Below are 25,740 nucleotides of genomic sequence, written 5' to 3'. Positions count from 1 at the left end.
TTGTATTGCTATTAATCAATTACCAAACCTTGTTTCTCTAAAGCCAAAAGCTCAGAATTGAAACAAGGTTTTTTTTATGCCCTTAAATAAATTCCAATAATTTTTGTTGACTAGGAATAATCCCTTGAGCAGAAACATCCATCCATTGAGATAGAATTGTAGTATAAATAGACCTAAAATCTATATTGTATTTTAAATCACCATTAGCGTCCAAACCACTTAAACTCGCTAGATTATTATAGAATCCCGCCTTCTTTAAATTTTTACCTATAACAAACACATTATTAGCAGAACCATGATCTGTACCATTGGCTGCATTTTGTTTAACACGTCGTCCAAATTCTGAAAAGGTTAAAATTAGTGTATCTTTAAACGTATCATTTCGTTTTAAATCGTTTACAAATGCCGCTACACTTCCTGCATATTGTGATAACAATTTTGTTTGTTTGTTATTTTGATTCGCATGGGTATCAAACCCTCCAAGAGACGTATAAAACACCTTTGTGTCTAAACCCGAATTAATAAATTGGGCAACATTTTTGAGTTGTTTTGCAAATGCGTTTTGAGGATAGGTTTCTTGTGATGTTTTTACATCCGTGTTTTCAAAAATATAATTGGCAGAAGACTTGGCTTCAATCATAGTTTGATACAAATATCCTAAGTTATGTTCGCTTAAATGCGCATCGTTATAATGATTTAATACATTTTTGAAATAAGGATCTTTTGCCGAATTATACAATACCCTAAAATCATTAGTGGCAATGCCATTAAAGTGTTCTCCCTTCATAGCCAAACTAAGCTGCTCATCAATTTCTATGGCATTATAGGGCTGTGTTCCATGCTGATCTAAATAACGACCTAACCAACCACTTTGCAGATATTCATCTGAGCCACTTGCTGTTTGCCAAATATCCATAGACCTAAAATGTGATCGCACAGGATTTGGGTAACCGACATTGTTGATGATGGATAATTCACCGTTATCAAACAACCCACGTAACGGACTTAAACTTGGATGAAATCCTAAATCGTCGTTTAGTTTTATAATATCTTTAGTGATTGCTAATTTTGGTCTAGCGTTATAATACAAATCATTGTTATGTGGAATTATAGTATTTAATCCATCATTTCCTCCTGCCAATTGCACAATAACCAAACGCTTATATCCCAAACGTTCTGAAGCCACAGATTCGAAGGCTTTTACAAAATTAGGAACAAAAAATAAGCTGCTCGCTAGTGCGGAATTCTTAAGAAATTTTCGTCTATCCATAATTAACACATTTGATATTCTGGTAAGGACATGAGTTGAACGCAGTACTCTTGTTTAGACACTTTACTCAGTGTTTTTAAATAGTCAGCAGTTCCCTTATTAATAGTGCCTTGCAACATATAATCTTGAAGATCTTTGGTTTCAACAGCTTCAAAATTCTCTAAAAAAGTAGTCCAATTAGGTATGGTTTTAAAAGGTAATTTACCTTTATGTTTTTTCATGAACTTCTTTTTAAATTCATCATGTTCCCCTGAAGCAATTACAGTATTATTCAAAATTACGGAAGGCAATTTTAAACGTACCATAATGGTATTGGCATCAATCCAAGCTTTATCACCTTTCCAACCCGCCACATTTGGTGGATCTAACAGGGTTTGTCCTAGTAATTTTTGAATCTTAATAAGATCTCTTTCTTTTTCAAATGTAACAGGCACTGTATTAGTTAAGCCTACTAAATACTCTATCGGAGATTTTATTTTTGAACCTATATTTGATTCATCATAAAACCAATCTGACAGAAATACAAACCGCATTAAATCTTCGATATTATAATCCTTATAAAACACCTCTGCCATAGCATCAATGTGTTTTTGATTGGGTTTTGGATTTACAAAATGACGGCAGATTTTATCTGAAATAAAAACGGCACATTGTTTATTTTCGAGAATACTATCGATAATATCATCTCCTGAAAAATTCCCCGTTTTGCCGAAAAAGGTTTTTGGACCTTCATCATGCTGTTTACTTTTAAAATTGAAATTCCCCTCAAAATCGTGATTATATCCTGTAAAGGCCCTAGCACTTTCTTTAATATCTGTTTCAGAATACTGCCCTTCACCTAATGTAAACAACTCCATTAATTCGCGCGCAAAATTCTCATTTGGTTTTGCTTTTCTATTTTGATTACCATTTAAGTATTTAAGCATGGCTGCCTCTTTTGAAATGGCTTTTACAAACATTTTAAAATCACCGAGGGCGTGCACTCTTACTGTATTATTAAACTGCTGAGCATAAACCACATTATTAGACTTACATACAAAATGATTCGCCCAAAACAAGGTCATTTTCTCTCTTAAAAGTTCTTTAGGTTGTGCTAATTGATTTATCCAAGCATAATTAAGATCCATAAGTTTTTTTCTGCTTTTGGCTCTTATGTCTTTAGCAAATTCAGGATTGTCTTTTATTTTTTTTATCGTCACACCTTCCATAAAAGACAAATCTAATTGGATAGGTGTATTTGATTTAGAGTTGACAAAAAGTGCCTCAACGATTTGCTTCCTATTTTTAGAAAAAGATTTCAGCCTATTAGGATGAATTCCAAAGCCTGCTCGCCAATACAAATGTTGAAGTTGTTGCTGTGTCATGTTTAATAAGACTTAATATTTTCTGAATGGTTTAACTCTTAACAGTCCAAATAAAAAAACCGTCTCTTTTACAAACGGTTTTTAAAATTAAATATTTTTGAATCCTTCAGAAAACTAAAAATCAATTTAAAAACCGTGATATTAAATCGCGACTTCCAATTGTAAAAACGAGACCAACTCCTATCGAATGATACTTTCCTTTACTAAAAAAATCATCTAACTGAGAGGGGACATCAATATTTGTTTTACTGACATTATAAGCATAATCGATATAGATCATAAAATGCCTCGCTAACTCATAATTAAGATATAATCCATAGCGATTTAACTTCGCTGAATCATGTTGTTCTGCAATATCAGCCGTGCTAAACCCTGTATTTTTATAATCTAAATCACCATCAATAGACATATTAAGACCTAACCTTAATTTATCAGTCGGTAAAAACTCATAGCCAAAGTAGGCATAGTTTTCAGCAATTCTCGATTTTCTATAACTCCCTAAGCGTTCTTGATTTTTAACATCAAAATAGCTCGCTCCTGTTGCAAGTCCGATAAAAAAATTCTTATAAATATACATCTGAACTTTAAAATCAATTCCAGATTCCCCCTCTAGACCTTTACCCATAAAATTATCACCACTGGTAAAAGGTTTACGTCCGCCTACCGTAATTGCAAAAAAGCGTTGACGCTCTTCAGAATCGAAAAAGGCACTGCTAGATCTTGTTTTAGCTACACGTCCAATAGACTCATCTTGAGCATTACCCACAGAAAAAACTAATAAAATTATTAGTGTATTAATAATTGAACGTAAAGTCATAGCTGCTTTCATTAATTGTAATAAATTCTGTTATTTCTGGTTCGTCATTTATAGAATATGTAAACTCCACAACCTCACCAATCGGCACCTGTAATAGCCATTCATAATCTGGATTATCATCATTAAGCGTTTTACTTATAAATCGTTCTTGATAACAAACACTTTGTAATTCGTTTAGTGTTCCCCCTTCAAAATACTCTAAACAAAAACCTTCAACATATCTAAAACTATAGGTAATGGCACTAGATGCACTACTTGTTTTAACAATATTATAATTAAAGTTTGCTAATTTTCTTAAGGTTATCGTTTCGAGATTAAAAGTTAAATCTATCGGAGTAAAATTAAGAGTATTGGACTTATAAACATAAGTACTGTAACTCTCATTTAATGCTATTTCGATAGCAAAATCTTCATCTTTATCATAAAATGATGTCACAGAAAATGTCCCATCAGAAGCACTATAACCTTCACCTAAGAGGTACGGATTTTCACCACCACTAAAATTACTTCTTCTAGTATGGACACTTACTTTCGCATCTGGAACAGGCATATTGTCTTGGTCTTTAATAATACCTTCAACTAAGATCCTAGTATTATCTTCTAGGTGAACCTCACAACTTAAAACCGTCGTTAAAAAACACGGTATTAAGAAGAATTTAAATAGTAATTTCATAAAATGAAGTAGATCGGTTTTAAAGTAGATGCAATTTGTAAGAAAAGGTTGCGTCGCCATTGTGTTAAAAAAAAAAAAGAAAGCCACATCTTTCGATATGGCTTTGTTTTTTTATTCTTCATTAAAAGGTGGCGGCGGACAAACTTGAAAAACAAATTCTTTTGGAATATATTCTCGATGTTTACTTTCATAAAATCCAAATATATGTTTCCACCAACTTTTTAATGGCTCATCTTCAGTAAATAAATATGTTGCATCAATCTTATAATTAGCACTAGTTACATCTATACTTACGATGGCAGCAAAAAAATATTCAAAACTCTTTTCGTCTATTCTTCGCAACGCAAATAAATTAAAAGCCCAATAATCTGGATTAATCGATGGCTCTATAAAACTGCCAATGATAATTTTATTTGGTTTATCATTTAATGCTTTTTTATAATCGAGCAACCTAGAATACTCCCAAGTACCTTCTTGAGGTTTTGACGATTCTAAATATTCGATATCACCAACCTTCAGTCTATTTGTAAAAGCCTTGCCAATTGAGTCAATTGCCTTATAATCTATATTATCTTGCGCATTACCATTAATAAAAAATAGTGATACTAAAACTAATTTTAAAAAATGCAGTTTATTCAAAAGTTACATCTTACAAATCAAATTTAATCCCTTGCGCTAATGGCAATTCATCAGAGTAGTTAACCGTGTTGGTTTGTCTTCTCATGTACACTTTCCATGCATCTGAACCAGACTCACGTCCACCACCTGTTTCTTTTTCACCACCAAAGGCACCACCAATTTCAGCACCAGAAGTTCCGATGTTGACGTTTGCTATTCCACAATCTGAACCGGCATAAGATAAAAACTTCTCTGCTTCTTTCATTTCGTTAGTCATAATAGCTGATGATAAACCTTGAGCCACGCCGTTTTGTTTCTCAATGGCATTTTCAACCTCACCAGAATACTTCATTAAGTATAATATTGGAGCAAATGTTTCATGTTGTACGATTTCAAAATGATTTTCAGCTTCGATGATTGCTGGTTTTACATAACAACCACTTTCAAAACCTTCACCTTCTAAAACTCCACCTTCAACTAATACGTTTCCACCTTCAGCTTTTGCTTTTTCAATAGCCGCTAAATAGGTATTTACAGAGTCCTTGTCTATTAATGGCCCAACATGATTGTTTTCATCTAACGGATTACCAATTTTAATCTGTCCGTAAGCACCAACAATGGCATCTCTTACTTTATCGTAAACAGATTCGTGAATAATTAAACGACGTGTAGATGTACAACGTTGACCACAAGTACCCACAGCACCAAATACAGCACCAGGAACCACCACTTTTAAATCGGCAGTTGGCGTGATAATAATAGCATTGTTTCCACCTAATTCTAATAATGATTTTCCAAAACGTTCTGCAACTGTTTTACCAACAATACGTCCCATTCTTGTAGAACCTGTAGCAGACACTAGAGGCATTCTATGATCTGTAGTCATCATTTCACCTACTTTGTAGTCTCCATTAATGATACAAGAAATACCTTCTGGTAAGTTATTTTCTTTTAAAATGCCAGCAATAATATTCTGACAAGCTATTGAACATAACAAAGATTTTTCAGAGGCTTTCCAAACACAAACATCACCACAAATCCAAGCTAAAGCTGTGTTCCAAGCCCAAACTGCTACTGGAAAGTTAAATGCTGAAATAATACCAACGACTCCAATTGGGTGCCATTGTTCTCTCATAACGTGACCAGGACGTTCTGAAGGAATGGTTTGTCCGTTTAATTGACGCGATAAACCTACAGCAAAATCACAGATGTCAATCATTTCTTGAACCTCACCGTAACCTTCTTGCAACGATTTACCCATTTCGTAAGACACTAATTTCCCTAAAGGTTCTTTTAAGTCTCTTAATTTATTACCAAACTGACGTACAATTTCGCCACGTTGTGGTGCAGGTACATCTCGCCACGTTTTGAATGCGCTAGTGGCAGCATCCATAACTTTGTCGTAATCGGCTCTTGTTGTTGTTTTTACTTTTCCTATTAATTTGCCATCTACAGGAGAGTAAGACTCTATAATTTCTCCATTAGAAAAATTATTAGAACCTGTAGAAGATCCTTCATTTATATCTTTTACACCCAACTGTTGTAGGGCTTCTTTTATTCCGAAATCGGTAGCTACTGCTTCCATATTTGCTTATTTTTTATGAATTATTAAAATTTTATGCGAAGTTACTAATAAAATATCAGCTTTTCTCATCGCAAGCTTGTCAAAAAATAGAACACTTTATACTTCAAAATTTAATATCCTAGAACTCCTGAACTACGTCAATTAAAACAAAGTGCTCTTCTTTTTTTAACATAAAAATTAAATGTAAAGCCATTATTAGTAACAAATTAATATCTTTAAACACATATAGTTAACCAACCTCAAGATCTACCATCAACCTAATTTACTTTCATCTTAAAGAAAGTAAATGATCAAATTTTTTCGTCGCATTCGGCAACAACTTCTCTCCGGAAATAACTTTTCGAAATACCTTATCTATGCCATTGGCGAAATCATCCTCGTAGTTATTGGGATTCTAATTGCTGTAGGTATTAACAGTTTTTATAATGCGTCCCAAAATGAAGCAAAGATAAAAACCATCCTTACTCAGGTTCAGCAAGATTTAAAAACAGACATTATAGATGCCAAACGTATTTATAATGTTTATATCGGAAAAGATTCAATATTTCAAAAAATAATGAATGATTCCATCACTTTTGAGATGTATAAAAAGAATCCATACCCATTGCCAATTACTAGGAATTATGTCTCTTTTAGTAATAAAAAAGGCGGTTATAACCGCTTCTTAAACAACCTCGAAAACTTACCCGAAAAATACAATGGCCTAATTCCTTCTTTGAACAATCTATACGTCGAAATTCAAAATGAAATCGACGATTACAACACCTTTATTAAAAATACAGTGATGATAGATGGTCGCAAAGACCTATTGGTAAACCCAAAAGTAGCCGACTACGGTATGGGAAGATATCTTGATGAGGCGATGGCCTATTATTTTAACGACCCATTTCTTAAAAACAAATCGTCAATATACATTAATGATTTGGGCAACATTTCTAATGCCGCTAACGAATATAGAGTTGAGAGTATCATACTCTATAAAAAAATAGATTCCTTATTGGATAAAACATCTACTGAATATAATGAACCGTTTATGCTATGCCCTAAAAAAGAAAGCATAAAAGATTTTTTAGGCGGTTACAAAGGTGCTTCAGCAGTACTTGGTGTAACAGTAACTGTTAGTATGGAAAATGAACGATTAGTATTGAAATCACCAGTTATGCCAGACGTAAAGCTATACTGGCATGAGGGCGATTATTATTTTATTAAAGAAGCTAGTGTTATTGTTAAATTGTATAAAAACAAGCAAAACCAGGCTATTATTGAATTTAGTGGCTTTGGAGGGAATGATAGATTTATAAAAAACAAACAAGAGACTTCTAACTAAAAAGATTCCTGGTTACTCGGGAAATAACTATGATAAAATTCTTCCGCAAAATCCGCCAAAACCTTTTAAACGAAGGTAAAACCAGCAAATACTTTAAATACGCCATTGGCGAAATTATTCTCGTTGTTATTGGGATTTTAATAGCACTTCAGATTAACAATTGGAATGAAAACCGTAAAGATTTTAGTAAGGAAAAAGCCATTTTAGTAAACATTCATAAAGAATTTAAAAAAAACAAAAAACAGCTAGACTCAGTTGTGTATAGGCATAAATTAAGTTTAGATTATTGTAATAAAGTTATTGCGCTATTTCCTATAACCTCAAAACCAGATCCAGAAGTTTTGGATTCATTAACGGTTCTCATGTGGGATACTTATGCTGGTGTAACTTTTAATCCTTCTCAATCTAGTATTACTGCGCTAACTAATACATCGTCATTTGAGGTCATAACAAATGAGAAGTTACGTGATTTATTGATTTCATGGGAAGATTTAATTGAGGATTATCAAGAAGAAGAAATACGGTCAAGAAATCATGTATGGGAACAATACGACCCGTATATATCAAAGCATTTTGATTTCAATTTTAATTTTAACGATCCACGTAATGATTTTGATGCATTACAAACTTTAGAGTTTGAATATTTGGTAAAATCACGTCAAGATTTATTAGATCAAATTGTCAACTCAAGTGGAGAATTACAACAAGTACAGAAAACACTTAATGACATTATTATTCTTTCTAATCCAAAAATAAAATGATTAAATTCTTCCGAAAAATCCGCCAAAACCAAGTTATGGAAAATAAAACAGGCAAATACTTTAAATACGCTATTGGAGAGATTGTCCTCGTGGTTATTGGAATTCTTATAGCGCTTCAGATTAACAATTGGAATGAAAAGCGTCTTCAAAAACTCACTTTAAGCAACTACTACGAACGCATGCATGAAGAGTTAGAAAGTAGTCGTGATAATCTGGAAAATTTAATATATGGGATTGATAGTTTAGTAATACTAAATAGAAAAACGCTTGAAATATTAAGTTCTAACAATAAAGATTCTATACCAACGCTGCAAAAAACCTTAGGTGCATTAGGTACAGCTTGGATCAATGATTTTAATTATCCAATAATTGAAGAGTTTATGAATGAAGGCTATTTAGCTAAAGTAAATAACACCAAAATTAAAGACGAGTTGCAAGCATTTAGTATTCAACTGAACCATTTTAATACTATTGATAAAGGCATAGGTGATCAATATTCATTAACTATAGAACCTTTTATAAACAAACATCTTAATTACTCACAAATCGCTCTTAACAGGTATAAAAACAGCCTCGTATCTGGAGGACCTGAAACAGATTTTGAAAAGCTATTTAATAATTTAGAAGCATGGAATATTGTAACACTTAAGTTAGAAATGCTTATTTATCAAAAGAATAGTTTAGAAGTCTTTAAAGCCATGACAGAGCGCCTAACCAACTTATTAAATTCAGAGCTAAACTTAAAACCATGATAAAATTCTTTAGACATATACGACTAAACTTACTCTCAGAAGGTAAGACTGGGAAGTACTTTAAATATGCCATTGGCGAAATTGTGCTTGTGGTTATTGGAATTCTCATAGCACTTCAAATTAATAACTGGAATGAAAACAGAAAGAATAGTCAATACGAACAAAACTATCTGCAAAGAATTCTAAAGGAATTACACAAAGACCAAACTGAACTAGAGATGCATTTAAATAAAGACACGCTAAAACTAGATGCATTCACTCAGATGATGCGTATGATAAGAACAAATTCAATTACATCAAATCAACAAGCTTTCTTAGGAGCTTTAAACAGCGTTCAGGGGGCCAACTGGTTTGAAGGAAATGACGTAGTATTCAGCGAAATGAAATTTTCTGGTAAGCTAGCACTAATAGCTTCAGAGGAATTAAGAGAAAGCATACAAAACTATTATAAGCATGTCGAAGAAGTTATAAAACAAGAAAACACCTACATTGCCTTACAAACAAGTGCATATTACAGGCTGAATGATTATACGGATAATGCCTTTTTAAGGGAGGCTTCTATGGCACCTAGATGGAATTCAAATACTAACGAGGTAACTTATGAAGATATCATTCGCTTTTTTAATAATCTAAATGAAGATCAAAAAAAAGAAGCACTTAAAGATTTTACAATACTAAAAGAGAACATTTTGTTTTCTAACAAGGTTAGAATTACTCATAACGAAAAAGGTAAAGCGACAATTAAGCTCATAAATGACTATTTAGAAAAGATTTAAACATGATTAAGTTTTTTAGACACATTAGAAAAAAGCTACTCTCTGAAAACAAATTCAGTAAATATCTAATTTATGCCATTGGAGAAATAGTACTGGTAATAATAGGAATTCTAATTGCATTAGCTATTAACGAAAATGCAAAAGATAAAAACAACTTAGAAGTACGCGATTTATATATCATTCAGTTAGAAGATGAAGCCAACCGCAACATAGAACGATTAAAAGAGCTTAAAGATTTTACAATAGAAATGCTTAAAGAAGTTGATACTTTAAGTTACATATTATACAACAAAGACTACGATAACCCAAAATTGCCACCTAAAGCCTTTAAGCTAATGTATACCGAATACTTCAACCCATCAACGGTAACCTACGAAAACTTAAAGTTCTCTGGAGACCTAAAGCTGTTTGATGATTTAAGCTTGCGAAACTCTATATCATCTGCTTATGAAACATTAAATGAAGTTAAAGTTTCCGAAGATTTAGATTTTAGCGGATTCGAGGATTATTATTTTAATTTTCTAATTAAAAATGTGAACTTTTTTGAAATGCAGCTAACATCAAAAAGTTATGCAAAAGAAATCCATTTTCAGAATTATATTTTAGCAAGACGAACCTCTTTAAATCTAAATAAAGAAGCCTATGAGCGTTCAATAGAATCCTTTACTAAACTAAAGTCTGTTTTTGCAGAATTAAAAAAAGATAAAATAAGCAATGATTAAGTTTTTTAGAAAAATACGATACGACCTTATGGAAAAAAACAAAATAGGAAAGTACCTTAAATATGCTATTGGTGAAATTATCCTTGTTGTTCTAGGGATTTTAATTGCCCTACAACTAAACAATCTCAATGATGAACGAAAAACTGAAAATTTAAGACAAGTTTATTATAAACAATTACTACAAGATTTTGAGAATGACAAAGCATATATAAAAGAGCATTCTTCAAGAATAGATTCTAATATGGTAAAATTTAGAGCTTTTAAAGACATCTATAATCAACCAAACCTACCAATAAATAAAATAATTACTGAAACTACAAATTTAGGTTGGCAACTTTATAATGTTCAATTCAAATCTAACACGATAAATACGCTACAGAATACTGGAGACATCAAATTAATACCACCAACCATTAGAGAACAATTAATCCGTTTAGATAAATATAAAGAAGAAACAGAAGAGGTTTCTAAATACAACAACGATGAAGCTGGTAAAGCGGGTTCAACGGCAGCTAACAGATATGGGAGTTTAGAATTTGCATTTAAAAACATACAAAATCAGCCCAAACTATCAGAATATGTATTTGACGAAAAAAACTTAATCGAGCTTCTTATTACATTAGAAAGGTGTCAATTTATGAAGGTTGAATCGGAAAAAGGTAGTCTTATAAGATTCAAGAAAATTTTATCTGACATGGATGAAATTGAAATTCTTATTAATAAGGAATTGAAAAAATAATAAAAACGCAACTATGCACTTGATACTAATGCTCAAGGCTTTGAGACCAAACACTAACAAATGATAAAATTTTTTAGAAAAATAAGATACAACCTTATGGAAAAAAATAAAACAGGCAAATACCTTAAATATGCCATTGGTGAGATTGTGCTTGTGGTTATTGGGATTCTCATTGCACTTCAAATAAATAATTGGAATGAAAATAGAAAACAACAAAGACAAGAGCAAAAATTATTAGTATCATTAAAAACCGACTTATTAGAATCTAAAAATCGTTTATTAAAAACGATGTACATGCAAAAAAATGTGATTAGAAAAAGTAGCGAACTTATTAAAATGTATGAAGGTAAAATACCGCGTGCAAGTAACGACTCTATAAAGAATTTTATTATTTATGGTGCTCAAAGCTGGTATCGTGCCGAATTTTTAACAGGAGCTTACGATGCCTATATTAGTACCGGAAACGCCGAGTTATTGCGTAATAACCAACTTAGAAAAATGCTTGCCGAGTATTTTTCAATTGTGAAATTAGGATTTGAAGATCAAGACAACAGCATGAGTCTTTTAAGTAATATGCAAAATATAAGTGCTCCGGTAAATGCGCATCTAGAATTACCTTCTGCTCGAAAACAAGTGGGTTTAGACACCATTAAAAGCCCTAAAGAAAATATGGCGATTGACTTTATTTTTAAACAAGACGCCTATTTTGGCTATTTAATGAATAGAATTGCCGTTGAGCATCTTAGATATACGATCCAAGAAGAAGTGTTAAACAAAATATCACAAATAGTAGTGCTACTAAATGAAGAAATAGAAGTGTAAAATGATTAAGAATTTTTGATAAATCAGATACAATCTCTTCTAAATAGGAAAAACTGGCAAATAACTAAAATACGTCATCAGTAAAATTATCTCCCTCGTTAATGGGTTTCTCATTGCTTTATAGGTTGGCGGTTAGAAAAAAATCATGGGCCGAATTACCTCCACATTCTTACCGTTAAAAACAGTACTCATTTTAGTATTTCTCTATGAGCAGGATTGACAAAACAATCTAATTTCACATAAACAATCTACCCCAATTTCATTAACTCATTTGAGTATAATTCTTAACTTTAAGACCAATTTAACAATTCACCTACGTCTAAAACTAAAAATTTAACCGTACTTATTTAACAAGAAAGCACTTACCTTTGCTTGATAATCGAATCTTTTACTTAAATCCATCAACAACATGAACATCAAAAAGCACCTCGTTCTACTCCTAATTCTAGCATTTGTATGTTCTTGCAAAAAGAAACCTGTTGAAACGGATAACATTTTTAAATTCAGAGACTATATTAGTTACACCACTTCTGGATTGGTATCTGTTGCAGATCCTATAAAAATTACGCTTTCAGATACAGTAAGCGGATGGGAAATCGATAAAACCTTACCAACAGAACTTATCAAATTAACACCTCACGTTCAAGGACAATTAAAAGCCATGAACAATCATACGCTTTTGTTTACACCAGATGAACCTTTAGAACCTGCTACAGAATATACCGTAAACGTTAAATTGGGTGAAATTTATAATACTATACCAAAAGATTTTGAAGATTATACGTTTCAATTTAAAACCATCACACCAAGCTTTAATATTACCACTCAAAACCTACAATCGTATAGTAAGGAATGGCAGTATATGTTTGCGCAATTACAATCGGCTGACGTGATTTCACTTAATGAGGCTAAAAAATTAGTCACTGCTGATCAGAACTCAAAATCTTTAAACTTAGTATGGAATGAAGCTAATGAAACTTCAAAATTCTTCGAGTTTAAAATAGACAGTATCAACCGTTTAGTTGAAGACAGTAAAATTGATATCGCATGGGATGGCTCTGCCATAAAAGCGGACAATAAAGGCGAAAACTTTATTACTATTCCTGGAAAAAATAATTTTACGATTGTAACGACAGAAGTTGTTCAGAGTCCAGAACAATTCTTATCACTTAACTTTTCAGATCCTTTAGTAAAGCAGCAAAATTTTGCCGGATTGGTATCGCTTCAAGGTGTTAAAAACCCAAAATATATTGTTGATGGTAATGTACTAAGAGTGTATCCAGACACTAAATTGGTTGGAGATATCCAAGTCGATGTCTTTAAAGGCATTAAAAACACCGATGGTTTCAAATTAAAAACACCGTTTTCAGAATTGGTAACTTTTGAAGAATTAAAACCTGAAGTCCGACTTGTTAGCAACGGAAGTATTCTTCCAAATTCAAAAGAATTGAAATTCAATTTTGAAGCCGTTAACTTGAGTAAAGTCGATGTCAGAATCATTAAAATATTTGAAGATAACGTTCTTCAATTTTTACAAGATTACAACCTTAATAGTGGTGACCAATATGCTATTAAAAAAGTAGGTCGACGCATTGCAAAGGAAACCATCACTTTAATTCAAGAAGAAAATCAAAACACCGGAAAATGGAAAGCTTACAGTATTGATTTATCAAAATACCTTAAAGCAGATCCTGGTGCCATTTACAGAGTAGAATTAAGCTTCAAAAAAGACTATTCCCTCTATGATTGTTCATCAAACGCCGAAACGACCAGCATTGATGAAGATGATTACTACGACGATTATTACGAGGAAGATTACTACGCTTCTGAAGAAAGTACTGAGGAACAAGAGGACTTACGAGAAGAACGCTATTGGGACAATTTAACCTATAGCTACCGAAATACCAATTACCGCTGGAGAGATAGAGACAATCCTTGTACGGACTCTTATTTTAATTACGGCAATCGTGTGGTGTCACAGAATTTAATTAGTTCAGATCTTGGAATTATTGCAAAACAAGGAGCGGATAATACTTATCTATTTGCGATAACGAATATTCTATCAACTAGTCCAGAAAGTGCTGCAAAAGTCACACTATACAATTACCAACAACAAGAATTAGCAAATGGCATTACCAATAAAGATGGTATTATAAAAATCGATGCTAAACACAGAGCTGCTTTCGCAATTGCGACTAAAGGTAGTAATGTGAGTTATATTAAATTACACGATGGTATGTCCTTATCGCTGAGTAAATTTGATGTGTCTGGTAACCGATTACAACGTGGACTTAAAGGCTACATCTACGCAGAACGTGGTGTTTGGCGGCCAGGAGATAGTTTGTTTTTAACGTTTATGTTGAATGACATTGCAAACAAACTACCAAAGCGTCATCCTGTGAAATTAGAAATCACAGATCCTGTTGGAAAATTGGTGTACAGAAAAATCTCTATAGATAACCTTAATAATTTCTATGATTTCACAGTACCAACCTCAACAGACTATAAAACCGGAAATTATAATGCGAAGGTTTCTGTTGGAGGAGCAACATTTTCTAAAGGTTTAAAAATTGAAACCGTAAAACCAAACCGATTAAAAATTAAAATCGATTTTGAAAATGATATTTTAACCAACGACAAGCCACTTCAAGGAGATTTAAATGTGATGTGGTTACATGGTGCGCCAGCAAAGAACTTAAAAGCTGAAATAAAAGCAAAATTCACATCAACTTATACAAGTTTTAAAGGCTATAAAGATTACGTTTTTAACGATCCTACACGAACATTCGATTCTGAAGAAACCAATGTTTTTGAAGGTAATTTAGATGCCAACGGAAATGCAACTATCAATTCAAAATTGAATATTGGTAAAAATGCACCTGGTATGTTAACCGCTCAATTTTTAGTGAGAGCGTTTGAAAACGGAGGTGATTTTTCACTAGATGCTTTCACCATGCCGTATGCACCTTACGAAAGTTTTGTTGGGTTACAATCACCAAAAGGTAACAATTATGGTTCATTCTTTACAGATGAAAACCACACATTTGATGTGGCTACAGTTACAGCTGAAGGACAACCTATTCAACGTAAAAATCTAGAAGTAAAAGTTTATAAAGTTGAATGGCGCTGGTGGTGGAATTCCTCTTACGATAACTTATCGAGTTACGTATCGAGCAATTACCACAGACCTGTGCAATCCTTTTCTGTGAATACAGATGCCAACGGAAAAGCGAATTTCAAACTAAAAATCCCAGAAGACGAACGTGGACGCTACTTAATTAGAGTGGTAGATCCTGTAAGCGGACATGCCACAGGAAGAACGGCGTATTTCTATAAAAATTGGTGGTCTACAAATCCTTCAAACGATAAGGAAGCGGCTAAAATGTTAGTGTTTTCAACCGATAAAGAAAAATATAATGTTGGTGACACGGCAAAATTAACCTTCCCTTCAGGATCTGAAGGTCGTGCTTTAGTAAGTATAGAAAATGGTTCAGAAGTGCTACAACACCAATGGGTAAAAACCAAGCCAGGCGAAACCACTATTGATATTCCTGTAACTTCCGAAATGGCACCAAACGTGTTTATTAATATTTCGTTACTACAACCGCATGCTATTACATCTAACGATTTACCAATTCGTTTGTATGGTGTGATTCCTATGATGGTTGAGGATCCTTCGACAAAATTAGAGCCACAAATTAAAATGCCAGATGTGATTCAGCCAGAGCAATCTTACGAGATAAAAGTATCTGAAAAGAACAACAAATCTATGACCTATAGTATTGCCGTTGTAGAAGAAGGCTTGTTAGATTTAACGCGTTTTAAAACCCCAAATGCTTGGGATAGTTTTTATGCACGTGAAGCTTTAGGCGTAAAAACTTGGGATATTTTTGATGATGTTATTGGAGCGTATTCTGGAAGTATTGACCAAGTCTTCGCTATCGGAGGAGATGGCAGTGCTGCTGCTGGAAAAAACAAGAAAGCCAACCGTTTTAAACCTGTGGTGACGTATTTAGGGCCTTTCCTTTTAGATAAAGGACAAACAAAAACGCATCAGCTAAAAATGCCAAATTATATTGGCGCGGTTAGAGCCATGGTTGTAGCAGGTAATAATGCCACAGAAGCTTATGGAAGTGCCGAGAAATCGGTTCAAGTTAAAAAACCATTAATGGTATTAGCAACTTTACCACGCAAATTGAGTCCTGGTGAAAAAGTAACACTTCCTGTGACGGTTTTTGCCATGGAAGATAAAGTGAAAAACGTCAATCTAACCTTAAAATTAAGTGATGGTATTGTCGTAAAAGGTGACGCTTCACAATCGCTAAAATTCGATAAACCAGATGAAAAAATGGTGTATTTTGAATTGGACGTTACCAAAGCAAAAGGCATCAATACCATTGAAGTCATCGCCACAGGAAACGGAGAAAAATCAACCTATAAAGTTGAAATTGACGTAGAGAATCCTAATCCGTTTACATCGCGTGTTATTGATAATGAATTAGAGGCAAATGCCAAACAAACAATAGATATCACAACCTTTGGTGTTGTAGGAACAAATTCAGCAACGGTAGAATTTTCAACCTTGCCACCAATGGACTTTACAGGTAGATTGCAATATTTAGTTCGCTATCCGCATGGATGTTTAGAACAAACCACATCTGGTGTGTTCCCGCAACTATTCTTAGCTGATATATTTGATTTAACGGCTCAGAAGAAAAAAGAAGTGCAAAGTAATATTGAAAGTGGTATTAAACGTTTAGGTAATTTCCAACAACCTAATGGAGGCATGAGCTATTGGATGGGAGAAAACACCGCTAATGATTGGAGTACAAGTTATGCTGGTCACTTTATGATTGAAGCTGAGAAAAAAGGCTTTTTATTGCCATTAACGTTTAAGAGCAACTGGATTGCTTACCAACAACAAGCGTCTAGAAATTGGAGACCTAGCTATCGTGTTTATCATTCCGATTTGGCACAAGCCTATCGTTTATACACCTTAGCTTTAGCTGGTAGCCCAGATTTAGCAAGCATGAATAGATTGCGTGAGTTTGAAGAACTATCTAATGAAGCCAAATGGAGATTAGCAGCAGCTTATGCTTTAGCAGGACAACAAGAAGCGAGTGATGCGATTTCTAAAACAGCAAACATCAATTTCCAACCGTCTAAATCTAATTATTACACCTATGGTTCAGTAGATCGAAATAGAGCTATGGCTTTAGAAACGATGATTATTACGGGCAACCCTAAAGCTAGAGATTTAGCAAAAACTATTGCTAAAGATTTATCAAGCGATAATTGGATGAGTACACAAACGACTGCTTATAGTTTATTAGCCATGGGGAAAATGGTGGTTAAAAATGGAGGTAAAGATTTAAAACTGACTTATAGTATTAATGGTAAATCAGAAACTATAGACACTAAAAACGCCATTGCGCAACGCAGTATTCCTATTACTGATGGTAGCAATCAAATTACGATTAACAACGCCAAAGACAATTTGGTTTATGTGCGAGTACTAAATTCTGGTAAATTGAAATTAGGCGAAGAATTAGCAGAACAACGTGGCTTTACTATTTCAACTGTATACAAAGATTTACAAGGCAACAAAATTGATATTAAAACGCTTCAACAAGGACAAGATTTTGTAGCGACGGTAAGTATATCAAACTTAACTAATGACTATGTACACGATGTGGCTTTAACGCAGATTTTCCCTTCAGGTTGGGATATTGTCAATACAAGATTTACAGCTTTTGGAGATACCACAGTAAGTCAAGCGAGATACACAGATATTAGAGATGACAGAGTGAATTTCTATTTCGACATGAATCCTAAAGGCAAACATGGTACCAAAACGTTTACCGTATTGCTGAATGCCTCTTACTTAGGCACCTATTATTTACCAGGCTCACAAGCTGAAGCCATGTATGATAATGATTATTTGGTGAGAAACAAAGGAGAATGGATTACTGTTGAGAAGTAAAAAGAAATTGAATTCGAAATTGAAATTGAAGTTGAAGTTGAATAGGTAGATTGTCCCCTTGAGGGGACTTTAGGGGTGTTTTTAACAATTACAAAAAACAGATTTATCATATAGATCTTTCACTTTAATGGATGACTTTTGAGAAATAGCTAATACTGACGAAAGCAGCAATCTCATTCCAGACCTCCAAGGTTTCAAAAACCTTGTAGGTCTAATTAACCAACCTAGAAAATTAATACCTACAAGGTCAAAAAAAAAAAAAAAAAGACCTTGCAGGATGAGTAAATAAACTAAATACTCGCCGTCCGGAAGGCAAGAATCCTAGAAACAAAACCGCTAAAAATGTTTAACCTTAAATCACAAAATTATGAGAAATTTAAAGCAGATTTTAGCGATCGGAATGCTCTTCACTGTCGCATTAGTAACAGCACAACAAAATGCTTACGTAGCAGCAGAAAGCGGATTATCCCTTAGAGACCAGCCCGATGTAAGTGGCAAAATGCTAAGCAAATTAGCCTATGGTGAGGCCATTGGAGTACTTGAAAAAACAGATAAAAAATTAGTCGTGCTCGATGGTGGAAAAAAAGTAAGTGGAGAATGGGTAAAAGTTGAAACTCGAAACCATATTGGCTATGTATTTAATGGCTATTTGTCTTCAACAAAAATTTCTAAAACCATTCGATTAGATTTAGACCAATTGAATGTTGAAATAAAGAATTTAGCCACAAGTGATTCTAAAAGACTTCATAACTTAAAACAAACCGACTCTACAACAATCCATGTCGATTTAGGAGCGTCACCTGAAAAAAAACAAATTGTTTTAGTTGATAATGATTATAAGCATGTGAGTATTTTTCAGCGTTATGAAAATAGCATTTCGTTTATGAGCGTCGATAAGAAATGTGATGCCAATGACTGGAAACATTTTGATTCGGAATGGAAGCCATTAAAACAAACGAGATCTAACACTTTTGAAACGTTAGCGTACTCTGAAAATGATTGGAAACAATTTATTGACACTTCCGTTGAGGATTTAAAAACTGAAGTTATTGACCAATGTGGAGCAGACTGGTTAGACTATTTTAAGACGATAAAAAACGTGAAGGATTATCCTATTGGAGTTGCAACAAATCGTGTTTTTCTTAAAATCATTTTGACCGATTTTGAAGATAATATCACTGAAAAAATCATAGAATTTGATATGCCTAAAGGCTGTTAACCAGAAATAACAAAACCTGACAGGTTTCAATAACCTGTTAGGTTTAATTTTTAAAAATCATGAATAATTTTAAACCCTACTACGCTGTTATTTTCACCTCAACGCAATCAGAAGTCACTGAAGGCTATTCCGAAATGGCAGAAACAATGGAAAACCTAGCCAAACAACACGAAGGTTATTTAGGTATCGATTCTGGTAGTAATGACACTTCGACTACGCGCAGTGGAGCAGTCGGTATTACTGTAAGTTATTGGGAAAGCATAGAAGCCATTAAAAGTTGGAAAGCTAATACTGAGCATTTACTCGCGCAACAAAAAGGACGCGAACAATGGTACAATTGGTATAATGTGAGGATCTGTAAAGTTGAAAGAGAATATGAATTTAAGCTAGATTAAAAATCTATTTATCGTTTTAAAGCAAAGTGAGCTCTAAACTCTTTACGAACACCACTACTAGGCTCGTCGTACTCTACTGTAAACCAATAGTCGCTTGTTGGTAAAGCATTACCGTTGAAGGTTCCGTTCCAACCCTCTCCATCCGGACTTAGTTGCTTTAATAACTTGCCGTAACGGTCAAATATGTAAATTATAGCATTACTACCAATACCTTCAATATTCCAAGTCTCATTATTACCATCTCCATTTGGAGTAAAATACAGCGGGTAATCGATAATAAACTTTGATGTTACTGTTAATCCACAGCCATTCTTATCTCTTGCCGTGATTTCATGGTCTCCAGCTGATACGTTCGTAAATGTTCCTTCATCTTGCCAAGGCCCACCATCTAAACTATATTCGTAAACACCAATTCCTATAGCTAAAGCTTCTAAAACATGATTATCGGCAAAGGCTTGTGTTACTAGTTCAATAGTTAAACTTGGTGGTTCACTTTCTATCACTAGTGTCGAATCTTCATTTTCACAACCTGTGACTATATTCGTTATATATACAGCATAAGTTCCGCCTTCAGTTGGCATAATACTAGATCCTGTGTGGCTTATAAGCGCACCTTCATAAGTCCATATAAAACTATAATCTGCTGTAGACAAACCTGTGTCAATTACTAATGGCTCTAAAATCTCGGACCCATTCGTATTTAAACACAATGTATAATTCTCTTCTAAATTAAACTCTGGTAATGGATTTACTTGTAACGTTAATGCGGCCACTTCATAACAGATTGATGTGTCATTATCTACTCTTGCATAAATCACTTGTGGATTAACGCTATTTTCATACAATGTTGGTAATGGGTTTACATTTAAGTCCGCCTCTTCTTGTGTCGCGAAATACGTCACGATATAATTCAATGGATCTTGCCCGTCTAACACTTCAGCATCTCTTGTTGTAAGATCAAATTGCGTACTATCGTTAGTTGTATCACCATCAGTTTCCATATTGTCATCACATGTTTCGTAAACAATAGGAATCATATTCGGATTAGCCTGAGCTGCTTCTTGTACTTCAATATTAAAACTTTGTATGCTGATTGAACAACCCGTAATAGTGTTAGTGATGGTTACAAAGATTTGTTGTGGATTACTAAGATTGGTATATAAACCGGCAATTCCATTAATTCCTGCCTCGGCATCCCCTAGGTTTTCATGGTAAGTTACTATAAACTGCGTTGGGTCTTGACCGTTTAATACGTCTTCGTCTTTAGTCGTTAAGTCAAAATTATCAAAGCCATCGGTGAATAATTCACATTGTATAAAGTCGGTTACCGCAACCACTGTTGGTAGTGGATGCACTACAATAGTAAAATCTACTAAAGCATAGCAACCTGTAGCATCCTTAGTCACCCTAACATAAATTTCTTGCTCTGAAGCTTCTATATTTGTGTATTGCGTTGGATCTGGTATTGCATTTGTTCCGGAATTAGCATCATCTGCACTCTCATAATATGTTACAGTAACTCCAGCTTCTCCATTTCGGATTAGGATTTCGTTTTCCGTGAGATCAAATAGCTCTACGCCATCTCCCGTATTGATGTCATCACACAATTCTATATTGGGTAATAAACTGCTTTCTGTAGGAGTTGGATTAGGTAATACTCTTATTGTTAAAGTTACAAAATCTACACAACCCGTATTAGTATCGGTCACCACTGCATAAAGTGTCTGTGGATTTGCTACTTGTCCATTTACAGACCTATTGTTATAATTTGTTGGGTCTGATATCGCATTCTCTTGAGCTTGCGCATCTGCATTCGTTTCATAATAGTCTACTGACCAACTACCGTTTCCACCTGTAATTTCTGCGTTTTTTATTGTAAGGTCAAATGCAGTGATTTCATCACCAGGCACCTCACCTAAGTCATCACATTCACTTAATTGCGTCGGTTGTATCGCTTCTGGTGGTAATGCAACAACCAATTCAAATAGCCCTGTATCATAACATCCTGTAATAGGATCGTATAGGCGCACATAAATGGTTTGTGGATTACCATTGTTGGTATAGTTAGCTATATTGATGATTGGATTCGTTCCCGTTTCAGCATTGACAGCACTTATATGATAGGTTAAAATCACATTTAGTGGATTTTGACCATTAAGGATTTCTTCATCTTTAGTCGTGAGATCAAATTGAGCTAAACCATCATTATTACTATCACAGATTGTATATGCTTCTAAATTTACGGGCACTTCTGGTGCTGGATTTACAATAAGCTCAAGCGCATTCTGAGTGAGACTATAACAACCTGTTAATGTATTCTCTGAACGTACATATATTAATTGATTATGAGCAACAATATTATTATACAAGCCAACAATAGCATTGCTTCCCGTCTCTGCATCATTCTGTGTTTCGTGATACGTAATTATCACATCAGATTCACCATTTGTAATTTCTACAGTACGGATTTCTAAATCGAATTCCCCAAAACCGTCATTGTCAACATCACATACTTCTATAGGATCTGGGTTTGGTTCTGGTGTTGGTATTGGATTTACTCTAAGGGTTAATGTACTTGTATTGTAACAACCTGTAATATCATTTTGTGCTCTCACAAAAATGGTTTGTGGATTGCTTGTGTTAACATACGGACTTACAATTGGGTTGGTCGCATTGTCTGCATCTAATTGTGTCTCATAATGTGTTAGTGTTATACCTGTTTGACCATTAAGTATATCGTCATTTACATCCTCTAAAATAAAACTCTCTTGTTCATCTCCTGAATTATTAACATCACATAATTCTAATGGTGCTGATGTTACTAATACGGGCAATGGGTTAACGATTAACTCTAAACTTGTTATTTTATAACAGCCTTTTACCGTTGTATTGTCTTCTACGCGGATCCAAATTATTTGGTTAAAATCATCTGTATTGATGTATGCTAATGGATTTGCTATTGGGCTAATGTTATCTATTGCATTTGCCTCTGTTTCATAATAGCTCAAGATATATTGCGTTGGATCTTGACCGTTTAATATCTCATCTGATTTACTTGTTAAATCAAAAGTAGCATAACCGTCAGCAGAAATATCGTCACATTCCTGTAATGCTGTTGGATCAATGAGCTGCGGTGTTGGCTCTACGATTAACTCTAACAAAATTATAGTCGCACAGTCTGTAGCTATAGTTGAACTTTCTACTCTTACATAAAGGATTTGAGCATTTTGCACAATATTATTATAGCTTACCGTAGTGTCTATAGCATCCACACCAATATCAGCATTGATCTGTGTCTCGTGATACGTTACAGTGAGACCTGAAGTAACACCTCCAGTGATTTCATCATTGACATCCGTAAGCGTAAACAAACCATAACCATCATTATCTGGGTCACAATATATTAAAGCTTGTGGAGTATTAGCAATTGGTGCTTGTTGCACTAATAATTCTAAAGTTGTAATTGCATAGCAACCTGTATTGACATCCTTAACTTTAGCAAAGATAATTTGACCGTTGCTAGTGTTAGTATAAAGTATTGGCAATACATTTGTTTCCGCTTCAGCTTCTGCTAACGTCTCGTAATAATTTATAGAATAGTTAGGATTGCTTCCTGTGATTTCTGCATTTTTTAAACTTAAATCTATTGCTGTAAGTCCATCTGGTGTACCATCGTCACAAACTTCTAATGGCGTTGGTGCGATAGGTGTTACAGCTGAATACACTGTAACTGATTGCGTACTTGTTGAAGGACAAATACCACTTGTTGTATATTCAAGAGTATAAGTTGCATCTGAGGCACCTCCAATTATAAGACCTGTGTTTGCGTCAACAGAAGCTCCATCCGATGGCATTGGGTTAAGAGAGAAACTACCTCCTGTATCTCCTGTTATCGTAGATACTCCTCCATCACATGTAGGACTGATTATAAATGAGGCATCATCTGCAGCTATGACATTAAATGTTTCCACACTTGTATCAGGACATCCTCCTGATGTTGTATATTCTATCGTATAACTCGCTCCTGATGTTCCATTAGTCACTGTTCCTGTTGCAGAATCTATAATTGCTCCATCTGTAGGAATTGGATTAAAAACAAACGTTCCGCCTGTGGTGCCTGATATAGTTGAAGTAACTCCATCACATGTCGCCGTTACATTAAACGTAGCATCGTCTTGGGTTAAAATATCTCCATTTACAGCTGTTCTCGTTGCTGAAACACAACCTGTAATTGGGTTTGTCGCTTGTGCATAATAGGTTCCGGATGCATTAACAACTAAGGTTGTACTATTAGACATTAATAAGTTCCCTGCAGTTGCTGCATCATACCAATCTACAATAACTCCACTTGGGACTGTTACAGATAATGTGGCTTCAACTGAATTACAACCTGAATTAGCATCACCATCACTAATGGGTTCATCTGGTAAAACCGTAGATGTCGTAACACCAACTCTTGTTAACGAGACACATCCCGTTACTGTATTCACAGCCTCGGCATAATAGGTTCCTTCCGCTGTGGCAACATATGTAACACTATCGGATTGTAATAAATTACCGCCCGTTGCGGCATCATACCAATTTACAACCATCAAATTAGAAACTGTAACGGAAAGCGTTGCGTCATTAGTTGTACAACTAAATTCAACATCACCATAACTAATTGGAGTTGCAGGAAAAGTCGCTCCAGAAGCATTAACAGGAGCTCTTGTTATAGACGCACATCCTGTTACTGCATCAACAGCTTCCGCATAGTAAATTCCTGGCGCGGTTGCCGTATAGGTTTCAGAATCTGATTGCACCAAAGTACCGCCAACAGCTGCATCATACCAATTAATAGTTATTCCACTTACCGCTGCAACAGATAACATTGCTTGGTTACTAATACAATCGAAGTCAATATCTCCATTACTAATAGGAGCTACAGGATTTGGATTAATAGTTATTTCATATACATCTGAAAATGTAATACAATCAGAATTATCTAAATTGGCTGCAAATTCTGCAACTTTAGTTCGGTAATAAGTTTTCGTTGTAATTCCTGAGATAGAAATAGAAGCATTCGTTTCACCGGTAACATCAGTCCAACTTACACCATCAGTACTGACTTGCCATTGATAAAAATGATCACTAAACACTGTAAAATCTGGTATTGCTGTAATAATATCTGAATACGGTGTTTCTGAATTACAAATGGAAGCCGAATTATTATTACTACTATCCTCAACAGCAATTAAATCTCCACAACTTTTAAATACAATATCATCAATAGCTAAATCATTACCACAACCACCAGCTCCATTATTAATCATTTTGAGTATAACCGAAGTTTGACCTGGTAAGGTTTGAAAAACCAATCCATACTGCTCCCAAGTTGGTACTGAAGAACTATATATATTACCTGTATCACCTGAAGCTAATAAATTAGTATCGGTATCATCCCAAATTTCAAACTGTACATTTACAGGTATTCCATTACCACCGCATCCTGAAAGCGGTAATATGTTCATTAACCATGATGAAAATTCGTAAGTTGTATTTTCACATAAACCATCTATAGGTGTGGTGTAAAATTCTCCTGTAGTAAAACTAGCATTTACAATTAACGCCTTTCCGTTAGTGTCATCGGTATGATCACTCGGCATACTCCAACCATAATGAGATGTTTGCGGTCCAATAGTATATTGACCATCTTGAGGTCCAGGGAATCCAACAAATGTATAAGTCGTTGTGCCAACTGGTAATTGTGGAGTATAACTCGTACCTGTTCCAAAATCTTCTGTGAATATTGGATCACCAGAATTTCCTGTACAGAATCCCAATTGCGCATGCATCTCTTTTGTAAAAAAAGAAATACAAAAAATTATGATTATTTTAAGATTGAATAAATTGTTTCGCACGTTTCAAATATATATAT

General features: G+C 34.3%; 17 protein-coding genes. 10 read left to right on the top strand and 7 right to left on the bottom strand.

The window, feature by feature from the left end:
* Positions 1-82: 82 nt before the first annotated feature.
* The 6 genes from BLT80_RS03600 to amaB form a co-directional block, all read right to left on the bottom strand.
* Entirely contained in the window at positions 83-1,270 is a 1,188-nt protein-coding gene (locus BLT80_RS03600) for a DUF1501 domain-containing protein (protein ID WP_092466209.1), read from the bottom strand.
* A gap of 2 nt (positions 1,271-1,272) precedes the next feature.
* On the bottom strand, positions 1,273-2,634 hold the full coding sequence (locus BLT80_RS03595; RefSeq protein ID WP_092466208.1) for a DUF1800 domain-containing protein: 1,362 nt from the start codon (positions 2,632-2,634) through the stop codon (positions 1,273-1,275).
* A gap of 121 nt (positions 2,635-2,755) precedes the next feature.
* Positions 2,756-3,451: an outer membrane beta-barrel protein gene (locus tag BLT80_RS03590; protein WP_139181008.1), complete on the bottom strand. Its 696-nt coding sequence runs from the start codon at positions 3,449-3,451 to the stop codon at positions 2,756-2,758.
* On the bottom strand, positions 3,429-4,124 hold the full coding sequence (locus BLT80_RS03585) for a hypothetical protein (RefSeq protein WP_092466206.1): 696 nt from the start codon (positions 4,122-4,124) through the stop codon (positions 3,429-3,431). The genes BLT80_RS03590 and BLT80_RS03585 overlap by 23 nt, the downstream gene beginning before the upstream one ends.
* A gap of 111 nt (positions 4,125-4,235) precedes the next feature.
* A complete protein-coding gene (locus tag BLT80_RS03580) occupies positions 4,236-4,763 on the bottom strand; it encodes a hypothetical protein (protein ID WP_092466205.1) in 528 nt (175 codons plus the stop codon).
* A 10-nt stretch (positions 4,764-4,773) separates the two neighbouring features.
* The gene (gene amaB, locus BLT80_RS03575; protein ID WP_020895597.1) at positions 4,774-6,327 is read right to left on the bottom strand and encodes an L-piperidine-6-carboxylate dehydrogenase; all 1,554 of its coding nucleotides are present in this window, start codon (positions 6,325-6,327) and stop codon (positions 4,774-4,776) included.
* A 286-nt stretch (positions 6,328-6,613) separates the two neighbouring features.
* On the opposite strand from amaB, the gene BLT80_RS03570 reads away from it, so the two are divergent.
* The 10 genes from BLT80_RS03570 (at position 6,614) to BLT80_RS03525 (ending at position 19,823) form a co-directional block, all read left to right on the top strand.
* Positions 6,614-7,654 carry a DUF6090 family protein gene (locus BLT80_RS03570; RefSeq protein ID WP_092466204.1) on the top strand — a complete coding sequence of 347 codons (1,041 nt, stop codon included), beginning with the start codon at positions 6,614-6,616 and terminating at the stop codon, positions 7,652-7,654.
* A 29-nt stretch (positions 7,655-7,683) separates the two neighbouring features.
* On the top strand, positions 7,684-8,415 hold the full coding sequence (locus BLT80_RS03565) for a DUF6090 family protein (protein ID WP_092466203.1): 732 nt from the start codon (positions 7,684-7,686) through the stop codon (positions 8,413-8,415).
* 35 nt (positions 8,416-8,450) lie between these two features.
* A complete protein-coding gene (locus tag BLT80_RS03560; RefSeq protein WP_175455512.1) occupies positions 8,451-9,167 on the top strand; it encodes a hypothetical protein in 717 nt (238 codons plus the stop codon).
* The gene (locus BLT80_RS03555; protein ID WP_092466201.1) at positions 9,164-9,943 is read left to right on the top strand and encodes a DUF6090 family protein; all 780 of its coding nucleotides are present in this window, start codon (positions 9,164-9,166) and stop codon (positions 9,941-9,943) included. Before BLT80_RS03560 ends, BLT80_RS03555 begins: the two co-directional genes overlap by 4 nt.
* Positions 9,944-9,945: 2 nt before the next feature.
* Positions 9,946-10,665 carry a hypothetical protein gene (locus BLT80_RS03550; protein WP_092466200.1) on the top strand — a complete coding sequence of 240 codons (720 nt, stop codon included), beginning with the start codon at positions 9,946-9,948 and terminating at the stop codon, positions 10,663-10,665.
* Positions 10,666-10,693: 28 nt separating this feature from the next.
* The gene (locus BLT80_RS03545) at positions 10,694-11,404 is read left to right on the top strand and encodes a DUF6090 family protein (RefSeq protein ID WP_139181007.1); all 711 of its coding nucleotides are present in this window, start codon (positions 10,694-10,696) and stop codon (positions 11,402-11,404) included.
* A 96-nt stretch (positions 11,405-11,500) separates the two neighbouring features.
* The gene (locus BLT80_RS03540) at positions 11,501-12,226 is read left to right on the top strand and encodes a DUF6090 family protein (protein WP_175455511.1); all 726 of its coding nucleotides are present in this window, start codon (positions 11,501-11,503) and stop codon (positions 12,224-12,226) included.
* Between the two features lie 409 nt (positions 12,227-12,635).
* Complete coding sequence (locus BLT80_RS03535) at positions 12,636-18,209, top strand: Ig-like domain-containing alpha-2-macroglobulin family protein (protein ID WP_092466197.1); 5,574 nt, start codon at positions 12,636-12,638, stop codon at positions 18,207-18,209.
* Between the two features lie 367 nt (positions 18,210-18,576).
* Positions 18,577-19,428, top strand: a complete 852-nt coding sequence (locus BLT80_RS03530; RefSeq protein WP_092466196.1) for an SH3 domain-containing protein — start codon at positions 18,577-18,579, stop codon at positions 19,426-19,428.
* 59 nt (positions 19,429-19,487) lie between these two features.
* Complete coding sequence (locus tag BLT80_RS03525) at positions 19,488-19,823, top strand: antibiotic biosynthesis monooxygenase family protein (protein WP_092466195.1); 336 nt, start codon at positions 19,488-19,490, stop codon at positions 19,821-19,823.
* Between the two features lie 8 nt (positions 19,824-19,831).
* Here the strand turns inward: BLT80_RS03525 and BLT80_RS03520 are convergent, their stop codons facing one another.
* Positions 19,832-25,657 (bottom strand): T9SS type B sorting domain-containing protein, encoded by a 5,826-nt coding sequence (locus BLT80_RS03520; RefSeq protein ID WP_092466194.1) that lies wholly within the window; start codon positions 25,655-25,657, stop codon positions 19,832-19,834.
* Positions 25,658-25,740: the final 83 nt, after the last annotated feature.

This window comes from Winogradskyella thalassocola, from assembly GCF_900099995.1.
In the GTDB taxonomy this organism is placed as follows: domain Bacteria; phylum Bacteroidota; class Bacteroidia; order Flavobacteriales; family Flavobacteriaceae; genus Winogradskyella; species Winogradskyella thalassocola.
The sequence above is the reverse complement of the archived record's forward strand: the minus strand, read 5'-3'. Positions and strand labels throughout refer to the sequence as shown.

Coding starts and splice junctions, on each gene's coding strand:
- BLT80_RS03600 (WP_092466209.1), bottom strand. CDS start 1,270: ATGGATAGACGAAAATTTCTTAAGAATTCCGCACTAGCGAGCAGCTTA.
- BLT80_RS03595 (WP_092466208.1), bottom strand. CDS start 2,634: ATGACACAGCAACAACTTCAACATTTGTATTGGCGAGCAGGCTTTGGA.
- BLT80_RS03590 (WP_139181008.1), bottom strand. CDS start 3,451: ATGACTTTACGTTCAATTATTAATACACTAATAATTTTATTAGTTTTT.
- BLT80_RS03585 (WP_092466206.1), bottom strand. CDS start 4,124: ATGAAATTACTATTTAAATTCTTCTTAATACCGTGTTTTTTAACGACG.
- amaB (WP_020895597.1), bottom strand. CDS start 6,327: ATGGAAGCAGTAGCTACCGATTTCGGAATAAAAGAAGCCCTACAACAG.
- BLT80_RS03570 (WP_092466204.1), top strand. CDS start 6,614: ATGATCAAATTTTTTCGTCGCATTCGGCAACAACTTCTCTCCGGAAAT.
- BLT80_RS03565 (WP_092466203.1), top strand. CDS start 7,684: ATGATAAAATTCTTCCGCAAAATCCGCCAAAACCTTTTAAACGAAGGT.
- BLT80_RS03560 (WP_175455512.1), top strand. CDS start 8,451: ATGGAAAATAAAACAGGCAAATACTTTAAATACGCTATTGGAGAGATT.
- BLT80_RS03555 (WP_092466201.1), top strand. CDS start 9,164: ATGATAAAATTCTTTAGACATATACGACTAAACTTACTCTCAGAAGGT.
- BLT80_RS03550 (WP_092466200.1), top strand. CDS start 9,946: ATGATTAAGTTTTTTAGACACATTAGAAAAAAGCTACTCTCTGAAAAC.
- BLT80_RS03545 (WP_139181007.1), top strand. CDS start 10,694: ATGGAAAAAAACAAAATAGGAAAGTACCTTAAATATGCTATTGGTGAA.
- BLT80_RS03540 (WP_175455511.1), top strand. CDS start 11,501: ATGGAAAAAAATAAAACAGGCAAATACCTTAAATATGCCATTGGTGAG.
- BLT80_RS03535 (WP_092466197.1), top strand. CDS start 12,636: ATGAACATCAAAAAGCACCTCGTTCTACTCCTAATTCTAGCATTTGTA.
- BLT80_RS03530 (WP_092466196.1), top strand. CDS start 18,577: ATGAGAAATTTAAAGCAGATTTTAGCGATCGGAATGCTCTTCACTGTC.
- BLT80_RS03525 (WP_092466195.1), top strand. CDS start 19,488: ATGAATAATTTTAAACCCTACTACGCTGTTATTTTCACCTCAACGCAA.
- BLT80_RS03520 (WP_092466194.1), bottom strand. CDS start 25,657: ATGCATGCGCAATTGGGATTCTGTACAGGAAATTCTGGTGATCCAATA.